The following is a 17547-nucleotide window of genomic DNA, read 5'->3' as shown; positions in this document are numbered from 1 at the left end:
AGAACAGAGACAGGAGGAACGGCAGATGCAGGCATTGATTTATATTGTAGAAGATGATATGAACATTCAGGAAATAGAAATGTTTGCCTTAAAGAACACGGGATATGTAACAGAAGGATTTGCAAATGCAAAGAGCTTCTTTTCCAGAATGACAGAGAAGATTCCGGATCTGATCCTACTGGATATCATGTTACCGGATCAGGATGGACTGGAGATTGTCAGAAAATTAAGAGAACGTCCGGAGACTGTGCGTGTGCCAATCATTCTTGTGACGGCAAAGACAACAGAACTTGATAAGGTAAAGGGGTTGGATATCGGAGCAGATGATTATCTGACAAAGCCATTCGGCGTAATGGAGCTTATATCCAGAGTTAAAGCATTGCTTCGCAGAAGCAAGAGTATTCAGGAGGATCAGATTCTTCGGCTGAAGAACGTAACCCTTGATTCCGAGAAGCGTATCGTGCATGTGAATGATATTCCGTGTGAGTTGACCTTTAAGGAATTTGAATTGTTAAAGCTGTTAATGATCAACGCCGGAATTGTACTTCGGAGAGAAGTGATCATGATGGATGTGTGGGGAACGGATTACGAAGGTGAATCCAGGACTCTTGATATGCACATCAAGACTCTGCGCCAGAAACTGGGAGATGCAGGGAATATGATCAAGACAGTTCGTAATGTCGGATATAAGATGGAATAAGAAGAAGCAGGAAAATTTTATAACAGAAGAATCTTATAACAGAAAGAACAGGTTTTTATGGAAGAACAGAAAGATAAAAAGGATAAGAAGGTCAGAAAAGACAAACGATTATCCAGCAAGATCAACAGTCGCTTTATAGCATTGACGCTGATTGCGATATTGTGTACGATGATACTTTCGACAACGGTTTATTATGATCTGTTTAAAAAGGAGATCATGCGCGATCTGGAAAATTACACACAGACCTTGAAGAGTGCAGGATTATTTGATGATATCAGTGAGCTCCGCAATGTAAGGATTAAGAATACAGAATTGCGTATTACATTAGTTGCACCGGATGGAACGGTTAAGTATGATAACATGGCAGATCCGGAGACCATGGGAAAACACAACGACAGACCGGAGATTGAGGAGGCATTTGAGAAAGGAGAAGGCGAGGATACCCGTCTTTCCCAGACGCTCAATATGAGTACATTCTACTATGCGATCCGGCTTTCAAATGGTTGTGTACTTCGTGTATCAAAGGAGACAAGCAGCATTGTCAGTGTTTTTTTGAAGGGACTTCCAAGTATGACGGTTATTATGCTGGTGCTTGTGACTATCGTGGTTCTGATATCCCGATATCTGACAAAGAGTATCGTCTGTCCGATCGGACAGATGGCAAAGGATCTGGATCATGTTGATGATATTAACGCCTATAAGGAAATTCGTCCATTGATCGATACAATCCGGGAACAGCATAATGATATTATGGAGAATGCACAGATGCGACAGGAATTTACGGCAAATGTATCTCATGAGTTAAAGACACCTCTGACAGCAATCTCCGGTTATTCTGAGCTGATTGAAAACGGAATGGCGGCAGATGGTGATGTCAGACGATTTGCTACAGAGATCCATCGTAATTCAAATCGGTTGCTTACCCTCATCAATGACATTATTCGTCTGTCAGAGCTTGATGTAACAGAGAATGCACCATCTATGGAACGAATCGACCTGTGTGCGGTTGCAAGATCGAATGTGGATATGCTGATGCTATCGGCAGAAAAACATAATGTTACATTGAAGTTCTCCGGTCAGCCAAGCTATATTATGGGTAATAAGATGATGATGGAAGAACTGGTATATAATCTGACCGATAATGCGATCCGATATAATAAACCGGATGGAACTGTAGAAGTAACTGTGTATTCTTATGAGAAAGATCATTCAGTTGTCATGAAGGTGAAGGATACCGGTATCGGAATACCTGAGGAGCATCTGGGACTGGTGTTCCAGAGATTCTATCGGGTCGATAAGAGTCGGTCGAAGTCAACCGGAGGAACCGGTCTTGGACTTGCGATCGTAAAACACATCGTAGCGCAGCATGATGCGAAGCTTGATATAACAAGTGAACCGAATGTGGGAACAGAGATAACGATTACCTTTCAGAGCAGATAAAAAGATAAGGAAAAGGAGCCTGTAAGAAGTTAGGAAACAGGCTCCTTTGATTTATAAGTATTCACACACACCGATTTAAAATTCAAGATTGTATGTTATTTACTATTCTGATATTATATTAACACACGCTATTTTAAATTTCAAGGTAAAAATGTAAGAAATGCACAATTAATTTTATTAAAAATACACAAAACTTTACCGGAATAAGAAATTTTAAGGCGTGAAAAAGATGAAAATACGATTTGCCACTGGTAATTTTCGGTTTTTGTTGTATATATATAGTGAACGGAAAAAATGATGGGACAATGAGTTAAACAGGTTGATTTAGACACAGATAGGAGGTTTTTAACATGTCATTAAATGATTATGTAAAAGCGCAGAAGCTTGGTGAAAAGAGATATCAGGCTGCACTTTCTAAAAATGAATATCCATATCTGCCGGTACTGGATGAACTGATCACGAATTCCGATATTGCAGGCGAAGTAAATCTTGGTTTACAGCATATTTCTCTCGATCGGGTTGTAGGTACAGCGACAAAAGGCCGTACTACAGCATTTGCAAGTAACTTCATGCCTATATTAGATGCGAATTCTGAATTCGGAAATAAATGGTCATCTCTCTGTGACTCTCATATAGAAGAAGGAATCCATGACCCGATCAAAGTATATGAATATATGAATAAATTCTATGTCATAGAGGGAAATAAGCGTGTCAGCGTACTGAAATATTTCGGTGCGGATTCTGTCCCTGCGATGGTAATCAGAAAGCTGCCGAAGCGGACAGATGAGCTGGAAAACAAGATTTATTATGAATTTGTAGATTTCCATAAGCAGACAGGAATCAACTATATATGGTTCACACAGCTTGGCGGATATGACAAATTAAGAGAATATATAGGATTGACACCGGATGGTGGATTTACGGATGATGATCGTATGAACCTGAATTCGGCACATCTGGCATTTGATACAGCATACAGGCAGAAAAACGGCAGTGACAGTCTTCCGATCACGGTAGATGATGCTATGCTTGTATTTTTAAATGTATATGGATACAAGGCATTACAGGATATGTCTTATGATGAGGTAAAGGAAAATCTGGATAAGGTCTGGGACGAGATCGTATTAAGTGCACAGAAGAAGAACATGACGATCGTTCCGAAGCTGGAACCGGTAGAGTCAAAGAAGAAGCTGTTCAGTATCACGCCGGTACCGAAGAAGCTTAAGATTGCATTTGTTTATGATAAAGAGCCTGAGAATTCTGTATGGATCTACAGCCATGATCTTGGAAGAATGGGCGTAGAAGGTAAATTCAAGGATCGGGTTGAGACACATACTTTTTCGAATATGGATGATAATACGAAGCTTGCAGAATGCCTGGAGCAGATCGCACAGGACAAATTCGATGTTGTATTTACAACCGGCCCGGAGATGCTTCCGGAGTCATTAAAGGCTGCGATTAAATATCCGGAATTGAAGATATTAAACTGCTCGTTAAATGTATCGACCAGCCATGTCAGAACGTATTATGCGAGAATGTATGAGGCGAAGTTTATAACCGGTATTATCGCAGGTTCACTCTGTGAGGATGGCAGGATCGGCTATGTAGCTGATTATCCGATCTATGGAACGACGGCGAACATCAACGCATTTGCGATGGGAGCAAAGTTTGTGAATCCAAGAGCGAAAATCTATCTGGAGTGGTCAAAGGTCAAAGGCTCCGATCCGAAGAAACGGTTTAAGGAACTGGGTATCTCCTATGTATCCGATAAGGATATGATCACACCGCTTACGGCCTCCCGTGAATTCGGTCTGTATTCCTGCGATGGGAACGAGATATCGAATCTTGCGATGCCATTTTACAACTGGCGCGTATTCTATGAGAAGATTGTTCAGTTGATTCTGGACGGTAACTGGAAGCTGGAAGAAAAGAACGAGAAAGTAAAGGTTCTGAATTACTGGTGGGGCATGTCTGCCGGAGTGATCGATGTGATCTGTTCGAACCATCTTCCGGTTGGGACGGCGAGACTGGTAAATCTGATGAAGCGCTTGATCAAGGATGGTACGGTAAGTCCATTCTACGGCAAGCTCTATTCACAGAATGGAGTGGTTCGTGATGATGAAGATGGTGAAATGAGCCCTGAGGAGATCATGAAGATGGATTGGTTGGCAGATATTGTTGTTGGTTCGATCCCGACTCTGGATGAGCTGGTAGAAGATGCCAGAGATGTTGTTGCTTTCCAGGGAGTTAATACGCCGGAAAATCTGGAATTGAAAAAAACTACAGACATAGTATAATAAGGCTATGCGGGTCTTGTGATCCAGAGTACGAATGTAGATGAGCGGGTTTTCTTTATGGAAACAGGCGGGGTACAGTTTCGTAGAAAAGAAAAGAAAACACGGAGATACGGATATGAAGATTCTTGTTCTGGCGGATGCAGAATCAAAATACTTATGGGATTATTTTGATAAGAAAAAATTAGAAGGAATTGACCTGATCATTTCCTGCGGCGACCTGGCACCGCAGTATCTGTCGTTCCTTGCGACATTTACACATGCCCCGGTTCTGTATGTATATGGAAACCACGATACCTGTTACGCAGACACACCACCGGATGGCTGTATCTGCATTGACGATCGAATCTATGTATATAAAGGAATACGGATCCTGGGCCTTGGAGGCTGTATGGAGTATCAGTACAATGGTGCACCGCATCAGTATACCGAGAAAGCAATGGAGAAGCGCATTCGTAAGCTGGGTCGGCAGATAAGAAAACATCGTGGATTTGATATTATGATCACGCATGCCCCTGCGTACCGGATCAATGATTCCGAGGATCTTTGTCATACCGGTTTCAAGTGCTTCCGGACAATGATTGAAGACTATCATCCGCAGTATCTGGTACATGGTCATGTGCATAGTAATTATGGCAGGGATTTTGTACGGGAATCCAGATACCTGGATACCACGATCATAAATGCATTTGAAAAATATATTATAGAAATAGATGAGACTGCCTTACAGGCAGCGAAATAGTCTTGCAAGCCAGGCGAAAGTTTGATAAACTTAAGCTTGGCTTAAATACTATATTCGAAAGGAGATAGAGGTTTGGAAAAGGGAAGTGCAGAGTACGAGAAAATTTTAGATGAACTGGTTGGTTATTGCAATGATTCAGGTACGATCGATCAGAACCTCTATGTTACATATGATGTTAAGAGAGGCCTTCGTGATTCAAATGGAAAAGGTGTCTTAACAGGTCTGACAGAGATTTCAGATGTATCCGGTTTTGCGGTTCAGGATGGTGAACTGGTTCCTTCAGACGGAAGACTCTATATACAGGGATATAATATCGAAGATCTGGAACGTGGATTCCACGGAAGCAAGTTCGGCTTTGAGGAGACGATCTACCTGCTTTTATTCGGTGAACTGCCGACCAGAACTCAGTTTAATAAATTTAAGGAATTGATGGAGACATTCCGGGAGCTCCCAAGAAAGTTTGCTCGTGATGTGATCTTAAAAGCACCAAGTAAGAATATGATGAATGTCTTACAGCGATGTGTGCTTACTTTATATTCATATGATGACTGCCCGGATGACATCAGCATTCGAAATGTCCTTCGTCAAAGTATGGAACTGATTGCACAGTTTCCGCTGATCGCTGCGTATGGCTATCAGGGCTATAAGCATTATTATCAGGATAAGAGTCTTATTATTCACAATCCGAAGCCGGGCCTTTCGACAGCAGAGAATTTCCTCCGCCTGATCCGTGCGGATAAGAAGTATACTGAGCTTGAAGCGCAGGTACTGGATATCTGTCTGGTGCTTCATTCAGAGCATGGTGGTGGTAACAACTCCACATTTACAACACATGTTATATCATCAACCGGAACTGATACCTATTCAACCGTTGCCGGTTCTCTTGGTTCTTTAAAAGGACCGAAGCATGGTGGTGCGAACCTGAAGGTTCAGCAGATGATGGATGACTTGAAGGCTCATGTAAAAGACTGGAGCGATGAAGCGGCGATCCGTGAATATCTTCAGGGACTGCTTGATAAGAAGGGCTTTGATCATAGCGGTCTGATCTATGGTATGGGACATGCTGTTTATACGGTGTCCGATCCAAGAGCCAAGATCCTGAAGCGTTATGCCGGAAGGCTTGCAGAAGAAAAGGGTATGCAGGAGGAGTTCAAGCTGTACACGGATATTGAACGGATCTCTATGGAGCTTCTTGCAAAGAAGCGAAACTCCGTTATCTCTGCAAATGTCGATTTCTACAGTGGATTTGTATATCGTATGCTTGATATACCGATCGAACTGTTTACTCCGATCTTCGCGATCGCAAGAATCGCAGGCTGGAGCGCACATAGAATAGAAGAGCTGGTAAATGCCGGTAAGATCATCCGTCCGGCTTACAAATATGTCGGAACGCATAAGACATATCTGGATATGGACGAGAGAAACTGGTAGGACTATATAAAATAAATACGGGACAATTATTAGGTTTGTTTCACAAAGATAATAATTGTCCCGTATTTGTTTATTTACTCCATCTTCCGGCAGCGCCGCATGGCAGTACCAGACCGGAGTCTGTAACCGGAAGTCCTACTTCGTCGGAGATAACATGACCGCCGAATTTAGACTGTACCTCGGTTGCTATCATATAGGTAAGAACGGCTGGTGCAAGTCCGGTCGTATAGGAATTGACCAGGAAGAAAAGCGGATCATCGCAGAGCAGCTCGCTGCACAGCTTGATAAACGGATGTATCTTTTCTTCAATCTTCCAGATCTCGCCCTTTGGTCCTCGGCCGTAGGATGGTGGGTCCATAATGATCGCATCATAGTGATTGCCACGGCGGATCTCACGTTCTACGAATTTTACACAGTCATCAACGATCCAGCGGATCGGAGCATCTTCGAGTCCGGATGAGACTGCATTTTCCTTTGCCCATGTAACCATGCCCTTAGAAGCATCAACATGAGTAACTGCCGCACCTGCTTTTGCTGCCGCACAGGTTGCACCGCCGGTGTAAGCGAAAAGGTTTAATACCTTGATCTCTTTCTTTTTCGATGAGCGGATCAGGTCAGAGAACCAGTCCCAGTTGGCTGCCTGTTCCGGAAACAGACCGGTGTGTTTGAAGCTGAATGGTTTTAGGTTAAAGGTCAGATCTTTATAATGAATCGACCATTGCTGCGGAAGGTTAAAGAACTCCCATTCACCGCCGCCCTTATTGCTGCGGTGGTAGTGACCATTTAGCTGCTTCCAGCGTTTATCTGTTTTTGGAGTTGACCACAGAACCTGTGGATCGGGACGAAGGAGAATGTATTTGCCCCATCGTTCCAGTTTTTCTCCATCTGAACAATCTATTACTTCATAATCCTGCCAGTGATCGGCTGTCCACATAATCGATATCCTCGTTTCGTTTGAAATATTTATATAAAACTACTATATTATAAGGTGCAGTCATTTTCAAGTCAACGATGAAATCTGCATAGAAAGAAAATGAAATCGGCATATAAGGAAAACAAATTGACCGATATCTGCCGGGGTGATAAAATCACAGCAGTAGAGCAAAACGAAAATATATAATTGCAATAGATAATTTTGGATATAATGAATGCCAAATTATTTGCTCGTGAGAATGTTAATTATGTGAAGGACATTTCATGAGCTGTGTTTCACAAAATGACAAGCAGATACAAGACAGAAAACATGGAGAAATATATGGACATTATAAAAGAGATCGCGGAGACACATCCACATAAGGTCGTACTGAGCAATGGAAAGGGAGAATACAAGAAGATCATATTTGCCCGAAAGGTATTAAAGGGCAGAAATGCATACCAGCTTGAAAAATATACACAGACGCAGGTCTTTCATGAGAATATCGAAGAAGGAAGGCTGGCAGAGCATATTGCGATGCATTTTCCGGCAGAGTTTAAGCAGATGAATGCATTTTCTTTGACGACAGATTATGATGTAAAAGCAGGCAAAAAAGGAAATCTGGCAGTCAGCCGCAGACAGGCGGAGAATAAGACGATATTGGTCGGCGGTAATAATCGCAAGAAGAAATATATTCTGGATGAGGGAATGGATATTCCTGCATTCCGGGAGCTTGGAATATTTACCAAAGAGGGAAAAGTAGTTTCCTCCATGTATGATAAGTTCCGTCAGATCAACCGCTTTATCGAGATGGTCGATGATGTGTTAAAGACTTATAAAGGCGATGAGATCAACATTATTGATTTTGGATGCGGCAAATCCTATCTGACTTTCTTCTTATATTATTATATAGTAGAGATCCGTCATATGACGGCACATATCACAGGGCTTGATCTGAAAGAACAGGTAATAAAGAACTGTAATAAGCTGGCAGAAAAATGCGGATATACAGATCTGAAGTTTAAAATCGGTGATATTAATGGATACCGGACAGACCGTAAGGTGGATATGGTAGTGACCTTGCATGCCTGTGATACGGCAACTGACTATGCGCTCTATAATGCGATCTGCTGGAACACGACATACATCTTATCTGTTCCGTGCTGCCAGCATGAGTTAAATAAACAGATCCGGTCGGAGGAGTTGTCGGCACTGACCAAGTACGAAATCATCAAGGAACGGACAGCGGCATTGATGACTGATGCGATCCGTGGATGTATGCTGGAATATTGTGGATATAAGACAGATCTGTTGGAATTTATTGATATTGAACATTCACCTAAAAATATTCTGATCCGGGCAGTGAAGAAACCGGTATCAGAGGAGAAACGGGAGCGGGCAAAAGCAGAAGCGGAACGGTTGTGCCGGACCTTTGGCATTCACCAGACTCTGATGCAGCTTGTGCTGACGGAAGAAAGGAGCCATTCATGAAGCGGATTTTAATATATGATTGTAATACAGTGGATACCGTTTATGCACCGCTTGTATGCAGAGAGATCATGATTCAGGATGATCTGATCGACCGTCTGGCATGCGGCTATGTTTCAAAAGCTTCGAAAGAAGAACTGCAGAAGCAGGGATTTCGCGTGATGGGAGCAGAAGAAAGGGGAAATCATGCCGGCTGCACTTTTATAACAGAATTGGTTGCCCATGCATTTGACCGGCAGGTCGAAGGAATCGATATTGTGACCGATGATGATACGATCCTGGCGGCAGTTGTAAAGGCACAGGAGCAGGGCAAGAATATTCGGGTATTTGGCAGTAACGCACACAGCGAATCGTTTATCCGCAGATGTAATCGCTTCTGTTATATAGATATTTTGCAGGGCTATGAACCGGAACAGTGTCTGACACCATTATCAGAGATTGTATCTGATGTCTACCGCATTATAATAGAAGAAAGAGCTTCGGGTATCTGTACAGAACTGGCAGGATTGATATATAAGCTCACAAAGCTGCACGCAGAATTCGATACTAGAAACTATGGATATACCAGCATGGAAGAACTAATCCTGAAAAATGGAAAAGATATTCAATTCTATAAAGCTGGAGAGCAGTATTATCTCGAGATGATCGATGACCGGGAAAACGTAGAACACTTTATCACATCGTATCTGTCAGAACGGAATAACAAGATAGATGATATGCAGGAGCTGTTTGATGCATTATCAGAAGAATTCGAACGATTTGATACCAGAAATTATGGTTACGCATCGGATATCGCTTTTCTTTTGAGTTTCCCGAAGCTGGAAATATATAATAACAGGGGCGTGAAGCTGAAGCAGAGCTTTAAGCTGAAATAAGCGATAACGTTTCTATTGTGCATTATATATAGAAGAAATAGAAGAAACAGATAAAATATAACAGTATGACGGATGAAAAAGTGCAGGGAAATATAATAAAAAAATTCTTAAAAAATATAGAAAAAATGCTTGCATTCCGCAAAAACGTGTTATATAATCAAACGTGCTGTGACATGATAGCGTTGAAACGGAGGTTGCTGTATCGCATAGATACAGGTTTTTCGTGGAGCGAATGTCAATAAAGAATTACTGACGACAAGTCACTGTACCAATAACTGTCTATCAAAAGGATAGAAACGACGTGTTGATTCTGATTTAATTCAGGATACACACGGGAGAGTGTACAGTCACCACTTGTTGTACTATTAAAAAGTGCGAAAAGGAGGCGGCTTTTTTTATGGCAAAACAGATTATGAGAATCACATTGAAGGCGTACGACCACAAACTTATCGATCAGGCTGCTGGACAGATCATCGATACTGTTAAAAAGACAGGAGCTAAAGTCAGCGGACCGGTTCCAATGCCTACAAAGGTTGAGAAGATTACAATCCTCAGAGCTGTTCATAAGTACAAAGATTCAAGAGAACAGTTCGAGCAGAGAACTCATAAGAGATTAATCGACGTGATTGCACCAACACAGAAGACAATTGATGCATTACAGAAGATCGATTTATCAGCTGGCGTATACATCGACGTAAAGATGAAATAATCAGCCACAAAAATTAGAAGTGAACTAATCAAATCACAAAAAAACAAACATAGCACGAAACAGTGCACAAGCAGTAACCTAATGCATCCGAAGGATGTAATTTAGTATGATTGTCAAGACAATCCGCTGTGAATTAAATTAGGAGGAAAACTTAAAATGAAGAAAGCTATTTTAGCAACAAAAGTCGGAATGACTCAGATCTTCGACGAAAACGGCGTTTTAGTGCCGGTAACAGTTTTACAGGCTGGTCCATGTGTTGTAACCCAGGTAAAAACAGTTGAGAATGACGGTTATGATGCAATTCAGGTAGGATTCGGCGAAAAGAAAGAAAGAATCACAACAAAAGATGTATCAGGAAAGAAAGTAATCAGAAACCCACATGGTGCTGGTAAGGCAGAAGTTGGACATGCAAAGAAAGCAAACACAACACCTAAGACTTTCTACAGAGAGTTCAGACTTGATGACTGTGCTCAGTACGAACTTGGTGCAGAGATCAAAGCCGATGTATTTGCTGAAGGAGACAAGATTGACGTTACAGCAAAGACAAAAGGTAAGGGATATGCAGGCGGTCTTAAGAGACACGGCTTAAAGTCAGGTCCTTCAGGACATGGTTCCAAGTATCACAGACATGCAGGTTCAAACGGTTCAGCTACTACACCAGGTAGAGTATTCAAAGGTAAGAAGATGCCTGGACATATGGGTAGCGTAAGAGTTACAATCCAGAACCTTGAGGTAGTTAAGATAGATGCAGAAAATGATGTTATTTTGGTAAAGGGCGCAGTTCCGGGACCAAAGAAATCATTAGTAATGATTAAGGATACAGTAAAGACTGGCAAGTAGTCTTTAGGAAGGAGGAACGAAAATGGCATCAGTTAAGGTTTATGACATCGAAGGAAAAGAAGTTGAGACATTAGAACTCAATGATTCTATATTCGGTGTAGAGATAAATGAACATTTAATGCATCTGGCTGTAGTTGGCCAGCTGGCAAATAGCCGTCAGGGTACACAGAGCGCAAAGACTCGTTCTGAAGTATCAGGTGGTGGAAGAAAGCCATGGAGACAGAAAGGAACAGGTCATGCAAGACAGGGTTCAACAAGATCTCCACAGTGGACAGGTGGCGGAGTTGTATTTGCACCAAAGCCAAGAGATTATTCAGTTAAGATGAATAAGAAAGAAAAGCAGCTTGCTATGAAGTCAGCACTTTCAGCAAAGCTTGCAGAAGATAAACTTGTTGTAGTTGACAAGATTGAATTAGAAGAGGTTAAGACAAGTGTATTCGCAAAGATCCTTGCAAATCTTAAAGCTCCTAAGTCATTAGTAGTAACAAAGGACAAGAACGACAAGGTTGTTCTTTCAGCAAACAACATTCCAACAGTTAAGACAACAGCTACAAACTCACTGAGTGTATATGACATTCTTAAGTATGATAAGCTTGTTCTTACAAAGGATGCTGTAGCAGCAATTGAGGAGGTGTACGCATAATGGCAGACATCAAATATTATGACGTTATACTTAAGCCTGTAATCACAGAGAAAAGTATGAATGCAATGGCAGAGAAGAAGTACACATTTCTTGTACACCCGGAAGCAACAAAGTCTCAGATCAAAGAAGCTGTAGAGAAGATGTTCGAAGGAACAGAAGTTGCTAAGGTTAACACCATGAACAATGACGGTAAGGTTAAGAGACGTGGCGTAACACTTGGAAGAACAGACAAGTACAAGAAAGCAATCGTTAAACTTACAGAAGCAAGTAAAGAGATCGAAATTTTCGAAGGACTGTAAAATAACGGAACAGATTTATACGCAAAAAAGCGTGACAATAAATTGAACCGAAAGGAGAACAAAAATGGGAATTAAGACATATAACCCATATACACCTTCCAGAAGAAATATGACTGGTCTTGATTTTTCAGAGATCACAAAATCAACACCTGAGAAATCACTCGTTGTATCAATGAGCAAGACAGCTGGTCGTAACAATCAGGGAAAGATCACAGTTAGACATCACGGTGGTGGTGAGAAACGTAAATACAGAATTATAGATTTCAAGAGAAACGATAAGGATGGAATTCCAGCAACAGTTAATGCAATCGAATATGATCCAAACAGATCAGCAAACATTGCACTTCTGTTCTACGCTGATGGCGAGAAGAGATACATCCTTGCTCCTTATAAGTTAGCAGTAGGAGATGTTCTTATGAGTGGCGCTGAAGCAGAGATCAAAGTTGGTAACTGCCTCCCACTTCAGAATATTCCAGTTGGTACATTAGTACACAACATCGAGTTATACCCAGGTAAGGGCGGACAGCTTGTTCGTTCAGCAGGTAACTCAGCACAGCTTATGGCTAAGGAAGGAAAGTATGCAACATTAAGACTTCCTTCAGGCGAAATGAGAATGGTTCCAATCATCTGCCGTGCAACAATCGGTCAGGTAGGAAACATTGAGCATGGCCTTGTTAACATTGGTAAAGCCGGACGTAAACGTCACATGGGTATTAGACCAACAGTTCGTGGTTCTGTTATGAACCCTAATGACCATCCACATGGTGGTGGTGAAGGTAGAGCACCAATCGGTCGTTCAGGCCCTTCAACTCCATGGGGTAAGCCAGCAATGGGATTAAAGACAAGAAAGAAGAACAAGCAGTCTAATAAGATGATCGTAAGAAGAAGAGACGGCAAGAGCATTAAATAGTTAATAAGGAGGTATGACAATGGCTCGTTCATTAAAAAAAGGACCATTCGCAGATGAGCATTTACTCAAGAAGATAGATGCTATGAATGCAAGCAATAGCAAAGAAGTTGTTAAGACCTGGTCAAGACGTTCAACAATTTTCCCATCATTCGTAGGTCATACAATCGCAGTTCATGATGGAAGAAAGCATGTACCTGTATATGTTACAGAAGACATGGTTGGACATAAGCTTGGTGAGTTCGTAGTTACCAGAACCTACAGAGGTCATGGTAAAGACGAAAAGAAGGGTAGAAGATAATATTTGGAATATTTGAAAGGAGGACTAAATCATGGCTAAAGGACATAGATCCCATGATAAGAGACTCAGAAATGAGAATAAAGATACCAGACCATCAGCTAAGGTATCATATGCAAGAGTGTCAGTAACAAAGGCTTGTTTCGTATTAGATGCCATCAGAGGTAAGGATGTTCAGACTGCACTTGGTATTCTGGCATACAACCCAAGATATGGTTCAAGTGTTATAGAGAAGCTGTTAAAGTCAGCAATCGCAAATGCTGAAAACAACAATGGACTTAAGGCAGAGGACCTTTATGTAGCAGAGTGCTACGCTAACAAGGGACCTACAATGAAGAGAGTTCATCCAAGAGCCCAGGGTAGAGCATATAGAATCGAGAAGAGAACAAGTCACATCACAATCGTGCTTGACGAGAGATAGGAGGTAAATAATGGGACAGAAAGTTAATCCTCATGGTTTAAGAGTCGGCGTTATCAAAGATTGGGATTCAAGATGGTATGCTGACACAAAGAATGATGAATTTTCTAACAACCTTGTAGAAGATCATAAAATCAGAACTTATTTAAAGAAGACACTTTACAATGCAAATATCTCAAAGATCGAGATCGAGAGAGCTGCAGACAGAGTAAAGGTTGCATTATATACAGCTAAGCCTGGTGTTATCATCGGTAAGGGCGGAGCTGGAATCGAAAAGATCAAAGCAGATGCACAGAAGCTTACAGATAAGAAGCTGTTCATCGATGTAAAAGAAATCAAGAAGCCGGATGCAGACGCACAGTTAGTAGCTGAGAACATTGCAGCACAGCTTGAGAATCGTATCTCATTCAGAAAAGCAATGAAGTCATGCATGAGCAGAACAATGAAAGCCGGAGCGCTTGGTATCAAGGCTTCATGTTCAGGACGTCTTGGTGGTGCTGATATGGCTAGAACAGAGTTCTACAGCCAGGGAACAATTCCTCTTCAGACACTTCGTGCTGACATTGATTATGGTTTTGCTGAAGCAGACACAACATTTGGTAAAGTTGGTGTTAAGACATGGGTTTACCATGGTGAAGTACTTCCTGTAAAAGGAAAGAAGGAAGGAGCGGATAAATAATGTTAATGCCTAAGAGAGTAAAGCGTCGTAAGCAGTTCAGAGGAACTATGGCTGGTAAGGCACTTAGAGGCAATAAGATTACAAACGGTCAGTATGGTTTAGTAGCACTTGAGCCTGCATGGATCAAGTCAAACCAGATCGAAGCAGCCCGTATTGCGATGACAAGATATATGAAGCGTAGTGGTAAAGTATTTATCAAGATCTTCCCTGATAAACCAGTTACAGCTAAGCCGGCTGAAACTCGTATGGGTTCAGGTAAGGGAGCACTTGAGTACTGGGTAGCAGTTGTTAAGCCAGGCAGAGTTATGTTTGAGATTGCAGACGTACCTGAAGAAGTAGCAAAAGAAGCTTTAAGACTTGCTATGCACAAGCTTCCACTTAAGTGTAAGATCGTTTCAAAAGAAGAATTAGAGGAGGTAGCAGGCAGTGAAAACTAAGGACTATATGAACGAATTAAATGCTAAATCTGTTGATGAGCTTCAGAACGAATTAGTAGCTGCAAAGAAGGAATTATTTAACTTAAGATTCCAGAATGCTACAAATCAGTTAGAGAACACAAGCAGAATCAAAGATGTAAGAAAGAATATTGCAAGAATACAGACAGTTATAGCCCAGAAGGCTAATGCTTAATTATCTTAGAAGGAGGAATATATTGTGGAAAGAAATCTGAGAAAAACACGTGTAGGTATCGTTACAAGTGACAAGATGGACAAGACAATCGTTGTTTCTATCGTAGATAATGTTAAGCATCCTCTTTATGGAAAGATCGTAAAGAGAACTTACAAGTTAAAGGCTCATGATGAGAAGAATGAGTGCAATATTGGCGATAGAGTAAGAGTTATGGAGACAAGACCTTTATCAAAGGATAAGAGATGGAGACTTGTTGAGATTATAGAGAAGGCTAAATAAGGAGGCAAATAAAATGGTTCAGCAGGAAACAAGACTTAAAGTTGCTGATAATACTGGTGCCAAAGAGCTCCTTTGCATCAGAGTTTTAGGCGGCTCAGTAAGAAGATATGCAAATATCGGCGATGTCATCGTTGCCTCAGTTAAAGACGCAACACCAGGCGGAGTTGTTAAAAAAGGTGATGTTGTTAAGGCCGTAGTAGTAAGATCAAAGAAGGGCGCTCGTCGTAAGGATGGTTCATACATCAAGTTTGATGAGAACGCAGCAGTTATTATAAAAGACGATTTAAATCCAAGAGGAACACGTATCTTTGGACCAGTTGCAAGAGAGTTAAGAGACAAGAAGTTCATGAAGATTGTCTCACTTGCACCTGAAGTATTATAAGGAGGTGTAGACCATGGCAACATTAAAGATTAAGAAAGATGATATGGTACAGGTTATTGCCGGCAAGGATAAAGGCAAAGAAGGCAAGGTTCTTCATGTTGACAAGAAGAACGGTACTGTAGTCGTTGAAGGCGTAAATAAAGTATTTAAGCACAGCAAGCCAAGCATGGCTAACCAGGCAGGCGGAATTATCGAAATGGAAGCTCCAATGGACATCTCCAATGTAATGTATCTTTACAAAGGCAAGCCGGTAAGAGTTGGTTTTGAAGGAACAGGTAAAGATAAAGTCCGTGTTGCTAAAGTAGATGGCAAAACAGAGAAGATAGATTAATTGGAAGGAGGTCGTCTTAGTTGAGTAGACTTAGAGAAAAGTATGACGCTGAAATTAAAAGCGCCATGACTGAAAAATTTGGATATAAAAATGTAATGCAGATCCCAAAGCTTGATAAGATCGTTATTAACATGGGCGTTGGTGAAGCAAGAGAAAATGCTAAAGTTTTAGACGCAGCTATCAAGGATCTTGAAACAATCGCCGGTCAGAAGGCAGTTGTTACACGTGCGAGAAAGTCAGTTGCTAACTTCAAGTTAAGAGAAGGAATGCCTATCGGATGTAAAGTAACACTTCGTGGCGAGAAGATGTATGAGTTCTTAGATCGTCTTGTAAACCTTGCACTTCCTCGTGTACGTGACTTTAGAGGTGTTAACCCTAACGGTTTCGATGGCAGAGGTAACTATGCTTTAGGAATCAAGGAACAGCTCATTTTCCCAGAAATCGAGTACGATAAGATTGATAAAGTCAGAGGTATGGATATCATCTTTGTTACAACAGCAGAGACAGACGAAGAAGGTCGCGAACTGTTAACATTATTTGGTATGCCTTACAGCAAATAATTAAAGGAGGAAGATTCGTTATGGCTAAGACAGCAATGAAAGTTAAACAGCAGCGTAAACAGAAGTTCTCATCAAGAGAATATACACGTTGCAAGATTTGTGGACGTCCACACTCAGTATTAAAGAAATACGGAATCTGTAGAATCTGCTTCCGTGAATTAGCATACAAGGGACAGATCCCTGGCGTTAAGAAATCAAGCTGGTAAGAGATAGAAGGAGGAAGAAACATTATGTCAATGAGCGATCCAATAGCAGATATGCTTACAAGAATTCGTAATGCTAACACAGCAAAACATGATACAGTAGAAATCCCTGCTTCAAAGATGAAAAAGGCTATTGCTGACATCCTTTTATCAGAAGGATATGTTCAGGCAGTAGACATTATCGAAGATGGTAAGTTTGAGACAATCAAAATTACATTGAAGTATGGTGCAGATAAGAACGAGAAGATCATCACAGGCCTTAAGAGAATCTCTAAGCCAGGTCTTCGTGTATATGCAAGCAAGGATGAGCTTCCAAGAGTACTTGGTGGACTCGGAACTGCAATTATTTCAACAAACAAAGGTGTACTTACTGACAAGGAAGCAAGAAAGCAGAATGTTGGTGGCGAAGTATTAGCATTTGTTTGGTAGGCATTGAGCACTTAGTGAGCACAAGCTGAAAGCGCCGTGCGAAGTTAGTGCGAAAGC

24 protein-coding genes are annotated in these 17547 nt (G+C 41.3%); 23 read left to right on the top strand and 1 reads right to left on the bottom strand.

Annotation, left to right across the window (positions count from 1 at the left end; translation table 11 throughout):
• Positions 1-25: 25 nt before the first annotated feature.
• The 5 genes from WKT03_RS10190 (at position 26) to WKT03_RS10170 (ending at position 6607) form a co-directional block, all read left to right on the top strand.
• Positions 26-700 (top strand): response regulator transcription factor, encoded by a 675-nt coding sequence (locus WKT03_RS10190; protein ID WP_021944989.1) that lies wholly within the window; start codon positions 26-28, stop codon positions 698-700.
• Between the two features lie 57 nt (positions 701-757).
• Positions 758-2140: a sensor histidine kinase gene (locus tag WKT03_RS10185; protein ID WP_021944988.1), complete on the top strand. Its 1383-nt coding sequence runs from the start codon at positions 758-760 to the stop codon at positions 2138-2140.
• A 350-nt stretch (positions 2141-2490) separates the two neighbouring features.
• Positions 2491-4437 carry a BMP family ABC transporter substrate-binding protein gene (locus WKT03_RS10180; protein ID WP_340391830.1) on the top strand — a complete coding sequence of 649 codons (1947 nt, stop codon included), beginning with the start codon at positions 2491-2493 and terminating at the stop codon, positions 4435-4437.
• Between the two features lie 115 nt (positions 4438-4552).
• Positions 4553-5176, top strand: coding sequence for a metallophosphoesterase family protein (locus WKT03_RS10175; protein WP_044946130.1), 624 nt, complete (start codon positions 4553-4555; stop codon positions 5174-5176).
• A gap of 72 nt (positions 5177-5248) precedes the next feature.
• On the top strand, positions 5249-6607 hold the full coding sequence (locus tag WKT03_RS10170) for a citrate/2-methylcitrate synthase (RefSeq protein WP_117785654.1): 1359 nt from the start codon (positions 5249-5251) through the stop codon (positions 6605-6607).
• Between the two features lie 70 nt (positions 6608-6677).
• On the opposite strand, the gene WKT03_RS10165 is transcribed toward WKT03_RS10170, so the two are convergent.
• Complete coding sequence (locus WKT03_RS10165; RefSeq protein ID WP_340391828.1) at positions 6678-7541, bottom strand: class I SAM-dependent methyltransferase; 864 nt, start codon at positions 7539-7541, stop codon at positions 6678-6680.
• A gap of 321 nt (positions 7542-7862) precedes the next feature.
• Between WKT03_RS10165 and WKT03_RS10160 the strand changes: the two genes are divergently transcribed.
• From WKT03_RS10160 to rpsH, 18 genes are all read left to right on the top strand, one after another.
• Complete coding sequence (locus tag WKT03_RS10160; protein WP_340391827.1) at positions 7863-9011, top strand: class I SAM-dependent methyltransferase; 1149 nt, start codon at positions 7863-7865, stop codon at positions 9009-9011.
• On the top strand, positions 9008-9883 hold the full coding sequence (locus WKT03_RS10155; RefSeq protein ID WP_340391826.1) for an OST-HTH/LOTUS domain-containing protein: 876 nt from the start codon (positions 9008-9010) through the stop codon (positions 9881-9883). Before WKT03_RS10160 ends, WKT03_RS10155 begins: the two co-directional genes overlap by 4 nt.
• Positions 9884-10280: 397 nt before the next feature.
• A complete protein-coding gene (rpsJ, locus tag WKT03_RS10150; protein WP_021944981.1) occupies positions 10281-10592 on the top strand; it encodes a 30S ribosomal protein S10 in 312 nt (103 codons plus the stop codon).
• A gap of 156 nt (positions 10593-10748) precedes the next feature.
• Positions 10749-11432, top strand: a complete 684-nt coding sequence (gene rplC, locus WKT03_RS10145; RefSeq protein ID WP_340391824.1) for a 50S ribosomal protein L3 — start codon at positions 10749-10751, stop codon at positions 11430-11432.
• A gap of 22 nt (positions 11433-11454) precedes the next feature.
• Positions 11455-12075, top strand: a complete 621-nt coding sequence (rplD, locus tag WKT03_RS10140; protein ID WP_021944980.1) for a 50S ribosomal protein L4 — start codon at positions 11455-11457, stop codon at positions 12073-12075.
• Positions 12075-12374, top strand: a complete 300-nt coding sequence (gene rplW / locus WKT03_RS10135) for a 50S ribosomal protein L23 (RefSeq protein ID WP_021944979.1) — start codon at positions 12075-12077, stop codon at positions 12372-12374. The genes rplD and rplW overlap by 1 nt, the downstream gene beginning before the upstream one ends.
• Before the next feature lie 64 nt (positions 12375-12438).
• Positions 12439-13284 (top strand): 50S ribosomal protein L2, encoded by an 846-nt coding sequence (gene rplB / locus WKT03_RS10130; RefSeq protein WP_021944978.1) that lies wholly within the window; start codon positions 12439-12441, stop codon positions 13282-13284.
• Positions 13285-13303: 19 nt separating this feature from the next.
• Positions 13304-13582, top strand: a complete 279-nt coding sequence (rpsS, locus tag WKT03_RS10125) for a 30S ribosomal protein S19 (protein WP_021944977.1) — start codon at positions 13304-13306, stop codon at positions 13580-13582.
• A 31-nt stretch (positions 13583-13613) separates the two neighbouring features.
• Positions 13614-14000, top strand: a complete 387-nt coding sequence (gene rplV, locus WKT03_RS10120) for a 50S ribosomal protein L22 (protein ID WP_008402744.1) — start codon at positions 13614-13616, stop codon at positions 13998-14000.
• Between the two features lie 10 nt (positions 14001-14010).
• Positions 14011-14676, top strand: coding sequence for a 30S ribosomal protein S3 (rpsC, locus tag WKT03_RS10115; RefSeq protein WP_021944975.1), 666 nt, complete (start codon positions 14011-14013; stop codon positions 14674-14676).
• Complete coding sequence (gene rplP / locus WKT03_RS10110; protein ID WP_008402742.1) at positions 14676-15113, top strand: 50S ribosomal protein L16; 438 nt, start codon at positions 14676-14678, stop codon at positions 15111-15113. The genes rpsC and rplP overlap by 1 nt, the downstream gene beginning before the upstream one ends.
• Before the next feature lie 7 nt (positions 15114-15120).
• Positions 15121-15306, top strand: a complete 186-nt coding sequence (gene rpmC / locus WKT03_RS10105; RefSeq protein ID WP_173783816.1) for a 50S ribosomal protein L29 — start codon at positions 15121-15123, stop codon at positions 15304-15306.
• Positions 15307-15327: 21 nt separating this feature from the next.
• On the top strand, positions 15328-15585 hold the full coding sequence (gene rpsQ, locus WKT03_RS10100) for a 30S ribosomal protein S17 (RefSeq protein WP_173783815.1): 258 nt from the start codon (positions 15328-15330) through the stop codon (positions 15583-15585).
• A gap of 13 nt (positions 15586-15598) precedes the next feature.
• Positions 15599-15967, top strand: coding sequence for a 50S ribosomal protein L14 (rplN, locus tag WKT03_RS10095; RefSeq protein WP_021944974.1), 369 nt, complete (start codon positions 15599-15601; stop codon positions 15965-15967).
• Between the two features lie 13 nt (positions 15968-15980).
• Entirely contained in the window at positions 15981-16298 is a 318-nt protein-coding gene (gene rplX, locus WKT03_RS10090; protein WP_021944973.1) for a 50S ribosomal protein L24, read from the top strand.
• 20 nt (positions 16299-16318) lie between these two features.
• Positions 16319-16858 (top strand): 50S ribosomal protein L5, encoded by a 540-nt coding sequence (rplE, locus tag WKT03_RS10085; protein ID WP_008402736.1) that lies wholly within the window; start codon positions 16319-16321, stop codon positions 16856-16858.
• Between the two features lie 20 nt (positions 16859-16878).
• Positions 16879-17064 carry a type Z 30S ribosomal protein S14 gene (locus WKT03_RS10080; RefSeq protein WP_008402734.1) on the top strand — a complete coding sequence of 62 codons (186 nt, stop codon included), beginning with the start codon at positions 16879-16881 and terminating at the stop codon, positions 17062-17064.
• Positions 17065-17088: 24 nt separating this feature from the next.
• Positions 17089-17490: a 30S ribosomal protein S8 gene (rpsH, locus tag WKT03_RS10075; RefSeq protein ID WP_021944972.1), complete on the top strand. Its 402-nt coding sequence runs from the start codon at positions 17089-17091 to the stop codon at positions 17488-17490.
• Positions 17491-17547: the final 57 nt, after the last annotated feature.

It is taken from the genome of Coprococcus sp. HCN-4056 (assembly GCF_037892645.1).
Classification (GTDB): domain Bacteria; phylum Bacillota; class Clostridia; order Lachnospirales; family Lachnospiraceae; genus Coprococcus; species Coprococcus ammoniilyticus.
The sequence above is the reverse complement of the archived record's forward strand: the minus strand, read 5'-3'. Positions and strand labels throughout refer to the sequence as shown.

Excerpts from the sequence above, each read along its gene's own strand:
- rplD (WP_021944980.1), top strand. The coding sequence starts at position 11,455 with ATGGCATCAGTTAAGGTTTATGACATCGAAGGAAAAGAAGTTGAGACA.
- rplC (WP_340391824.1), top strand. The coding sequence starts at position 10,749 with ATGAAGAAAGCTATTTTAGCAACAAAAGTCGGAATGACTCAGATCTTC.
- rplB (WP_021944978.1), top strand. The coding sequence starts at position 12,439 with ATGGGAATTAAGACATATAACCCATATACACCTTCCAGAAGAAATATG.
- WKT03_RS10160 (WP_340391827.1), top strand. The coding sequence starts at position 7,863 with ATGGACATTATAAAAGAGATCGCGGAGACACATCCACATAAGGTCGTA.
- rpsS (WP_021944977.1), top strand. The coding sequence starts at position 13,304 with ATGGCTCGTTCATTAAAAAAAGGACCATTCGCAGATGAGCATTTACTC.
- WKT03_RS10165 (WP_340391828.1), bottom strand. The coding sequence starts at position 7,541 with ATGTGGACAGCCGATCACTGGCAGGATTATGAAGTAATAGATTGTTCA.
- WKT03_RS10155 (WP_340391826.1), top strand. The coding sequence starts at position 9,008 with ATGAAGCGGATTTTAATATATGATTGTAATACAGTGGATACCGTTTAT.
- rplW (WP_021944979.1), top strand. The coding sequence starts at position 12,075 with ATGGCAGACATCAAATATTATGACGTTATACTTAAGCCTGTAATCACA.
- rplV (WP_008402744.1), top strand. The coding sequence starts at position 13,614 with ATGGCTAAAGGACATAGATCCCATGATAAGAGACTCAGAAATGAGAAT.
- rpsC (WP_021944975.1), top strand. The coding sequence starts at position 14,011 with ATGGGACAGAAAGTTAATCCTCATGGTTTAAGAGTCGGCGTTATCAAA.
- rplP (WP_008402742.1), top strand. The coding sequence starts at position 14,676 with ATGTTAATGCCTAAGAGAGTAAAGCGTCGTAAGCAGTTCAGAGGAACT.
- rpsH (WP_021944972.1), top strand. The coding sequence starts at position 17,089 with ATGTCAATGAGCGATCCAATAGCAGATATGCTTACAAGAATTCGTAAT.
- WKT03_RS10080 (WP_008402734.1), top strand. The coding sequence starts at position 16,879 with ATGGCTAAGACAGCAATGAAAGTTAAACAGCAGCGTAAACAGAAGTTC.
- rplN (WP_021944974.1), top strand. The coding sequence starts at position 15,599 with ATGGTTCAGCAGGAAACAAGACTTAAAGTTGCTGATAATACTGGTGCC.
- WKT03_RS10175 (WP_044946130.1), top strand. The coding sequence starts at position 4,553 with ATGAAGATTCTTGTTCTGGCGGATGCAGAATCAAAATACTTATGGGAT.
- WKT03_RS10185 (WP_021944988.1), top strand. The coding sequence starts at position 758 with ATGGAAGAACAGAAAGATAAAAAGGATAAGAAGGTCAGAAAAGACAAA.
- WKT03_RS10180 (WP_340391830.1), top strand. The coding sequence starts at position 2,491 with ATGTCATTAAATGATTATGTAAAAGCGCAGAAGCTTGGTGAAAAGAGA.
- rpsJ (WP_021944981.1), top strand. The coding sequence starts at position 10,281 with ATGGCAAAACAGATTATGAGAATCACATTGAAGGCGTACGACCACAAA.
- WKT03_RS10190 (WP_021944989.1), top strand. The coding sequence starts at position 26 with ATGCAGGCATTGATTTATATTGTAGAAGATGATATGAACATTCAGGAA.
- rpmC (WP_173783816.1), top strand. The coding sequence starts at position 15,121 with ATGAACGAATTAAATGCTAAATCTGTTGATGAGCTTCAGAACGAATTA.
- rplX (WP_021944973.1), top strand. The coding sequence starts at position 15,981 with ATGGCAACATTAAAGATTAAGAAAGATGATATGGTACAGGTTATTGCC.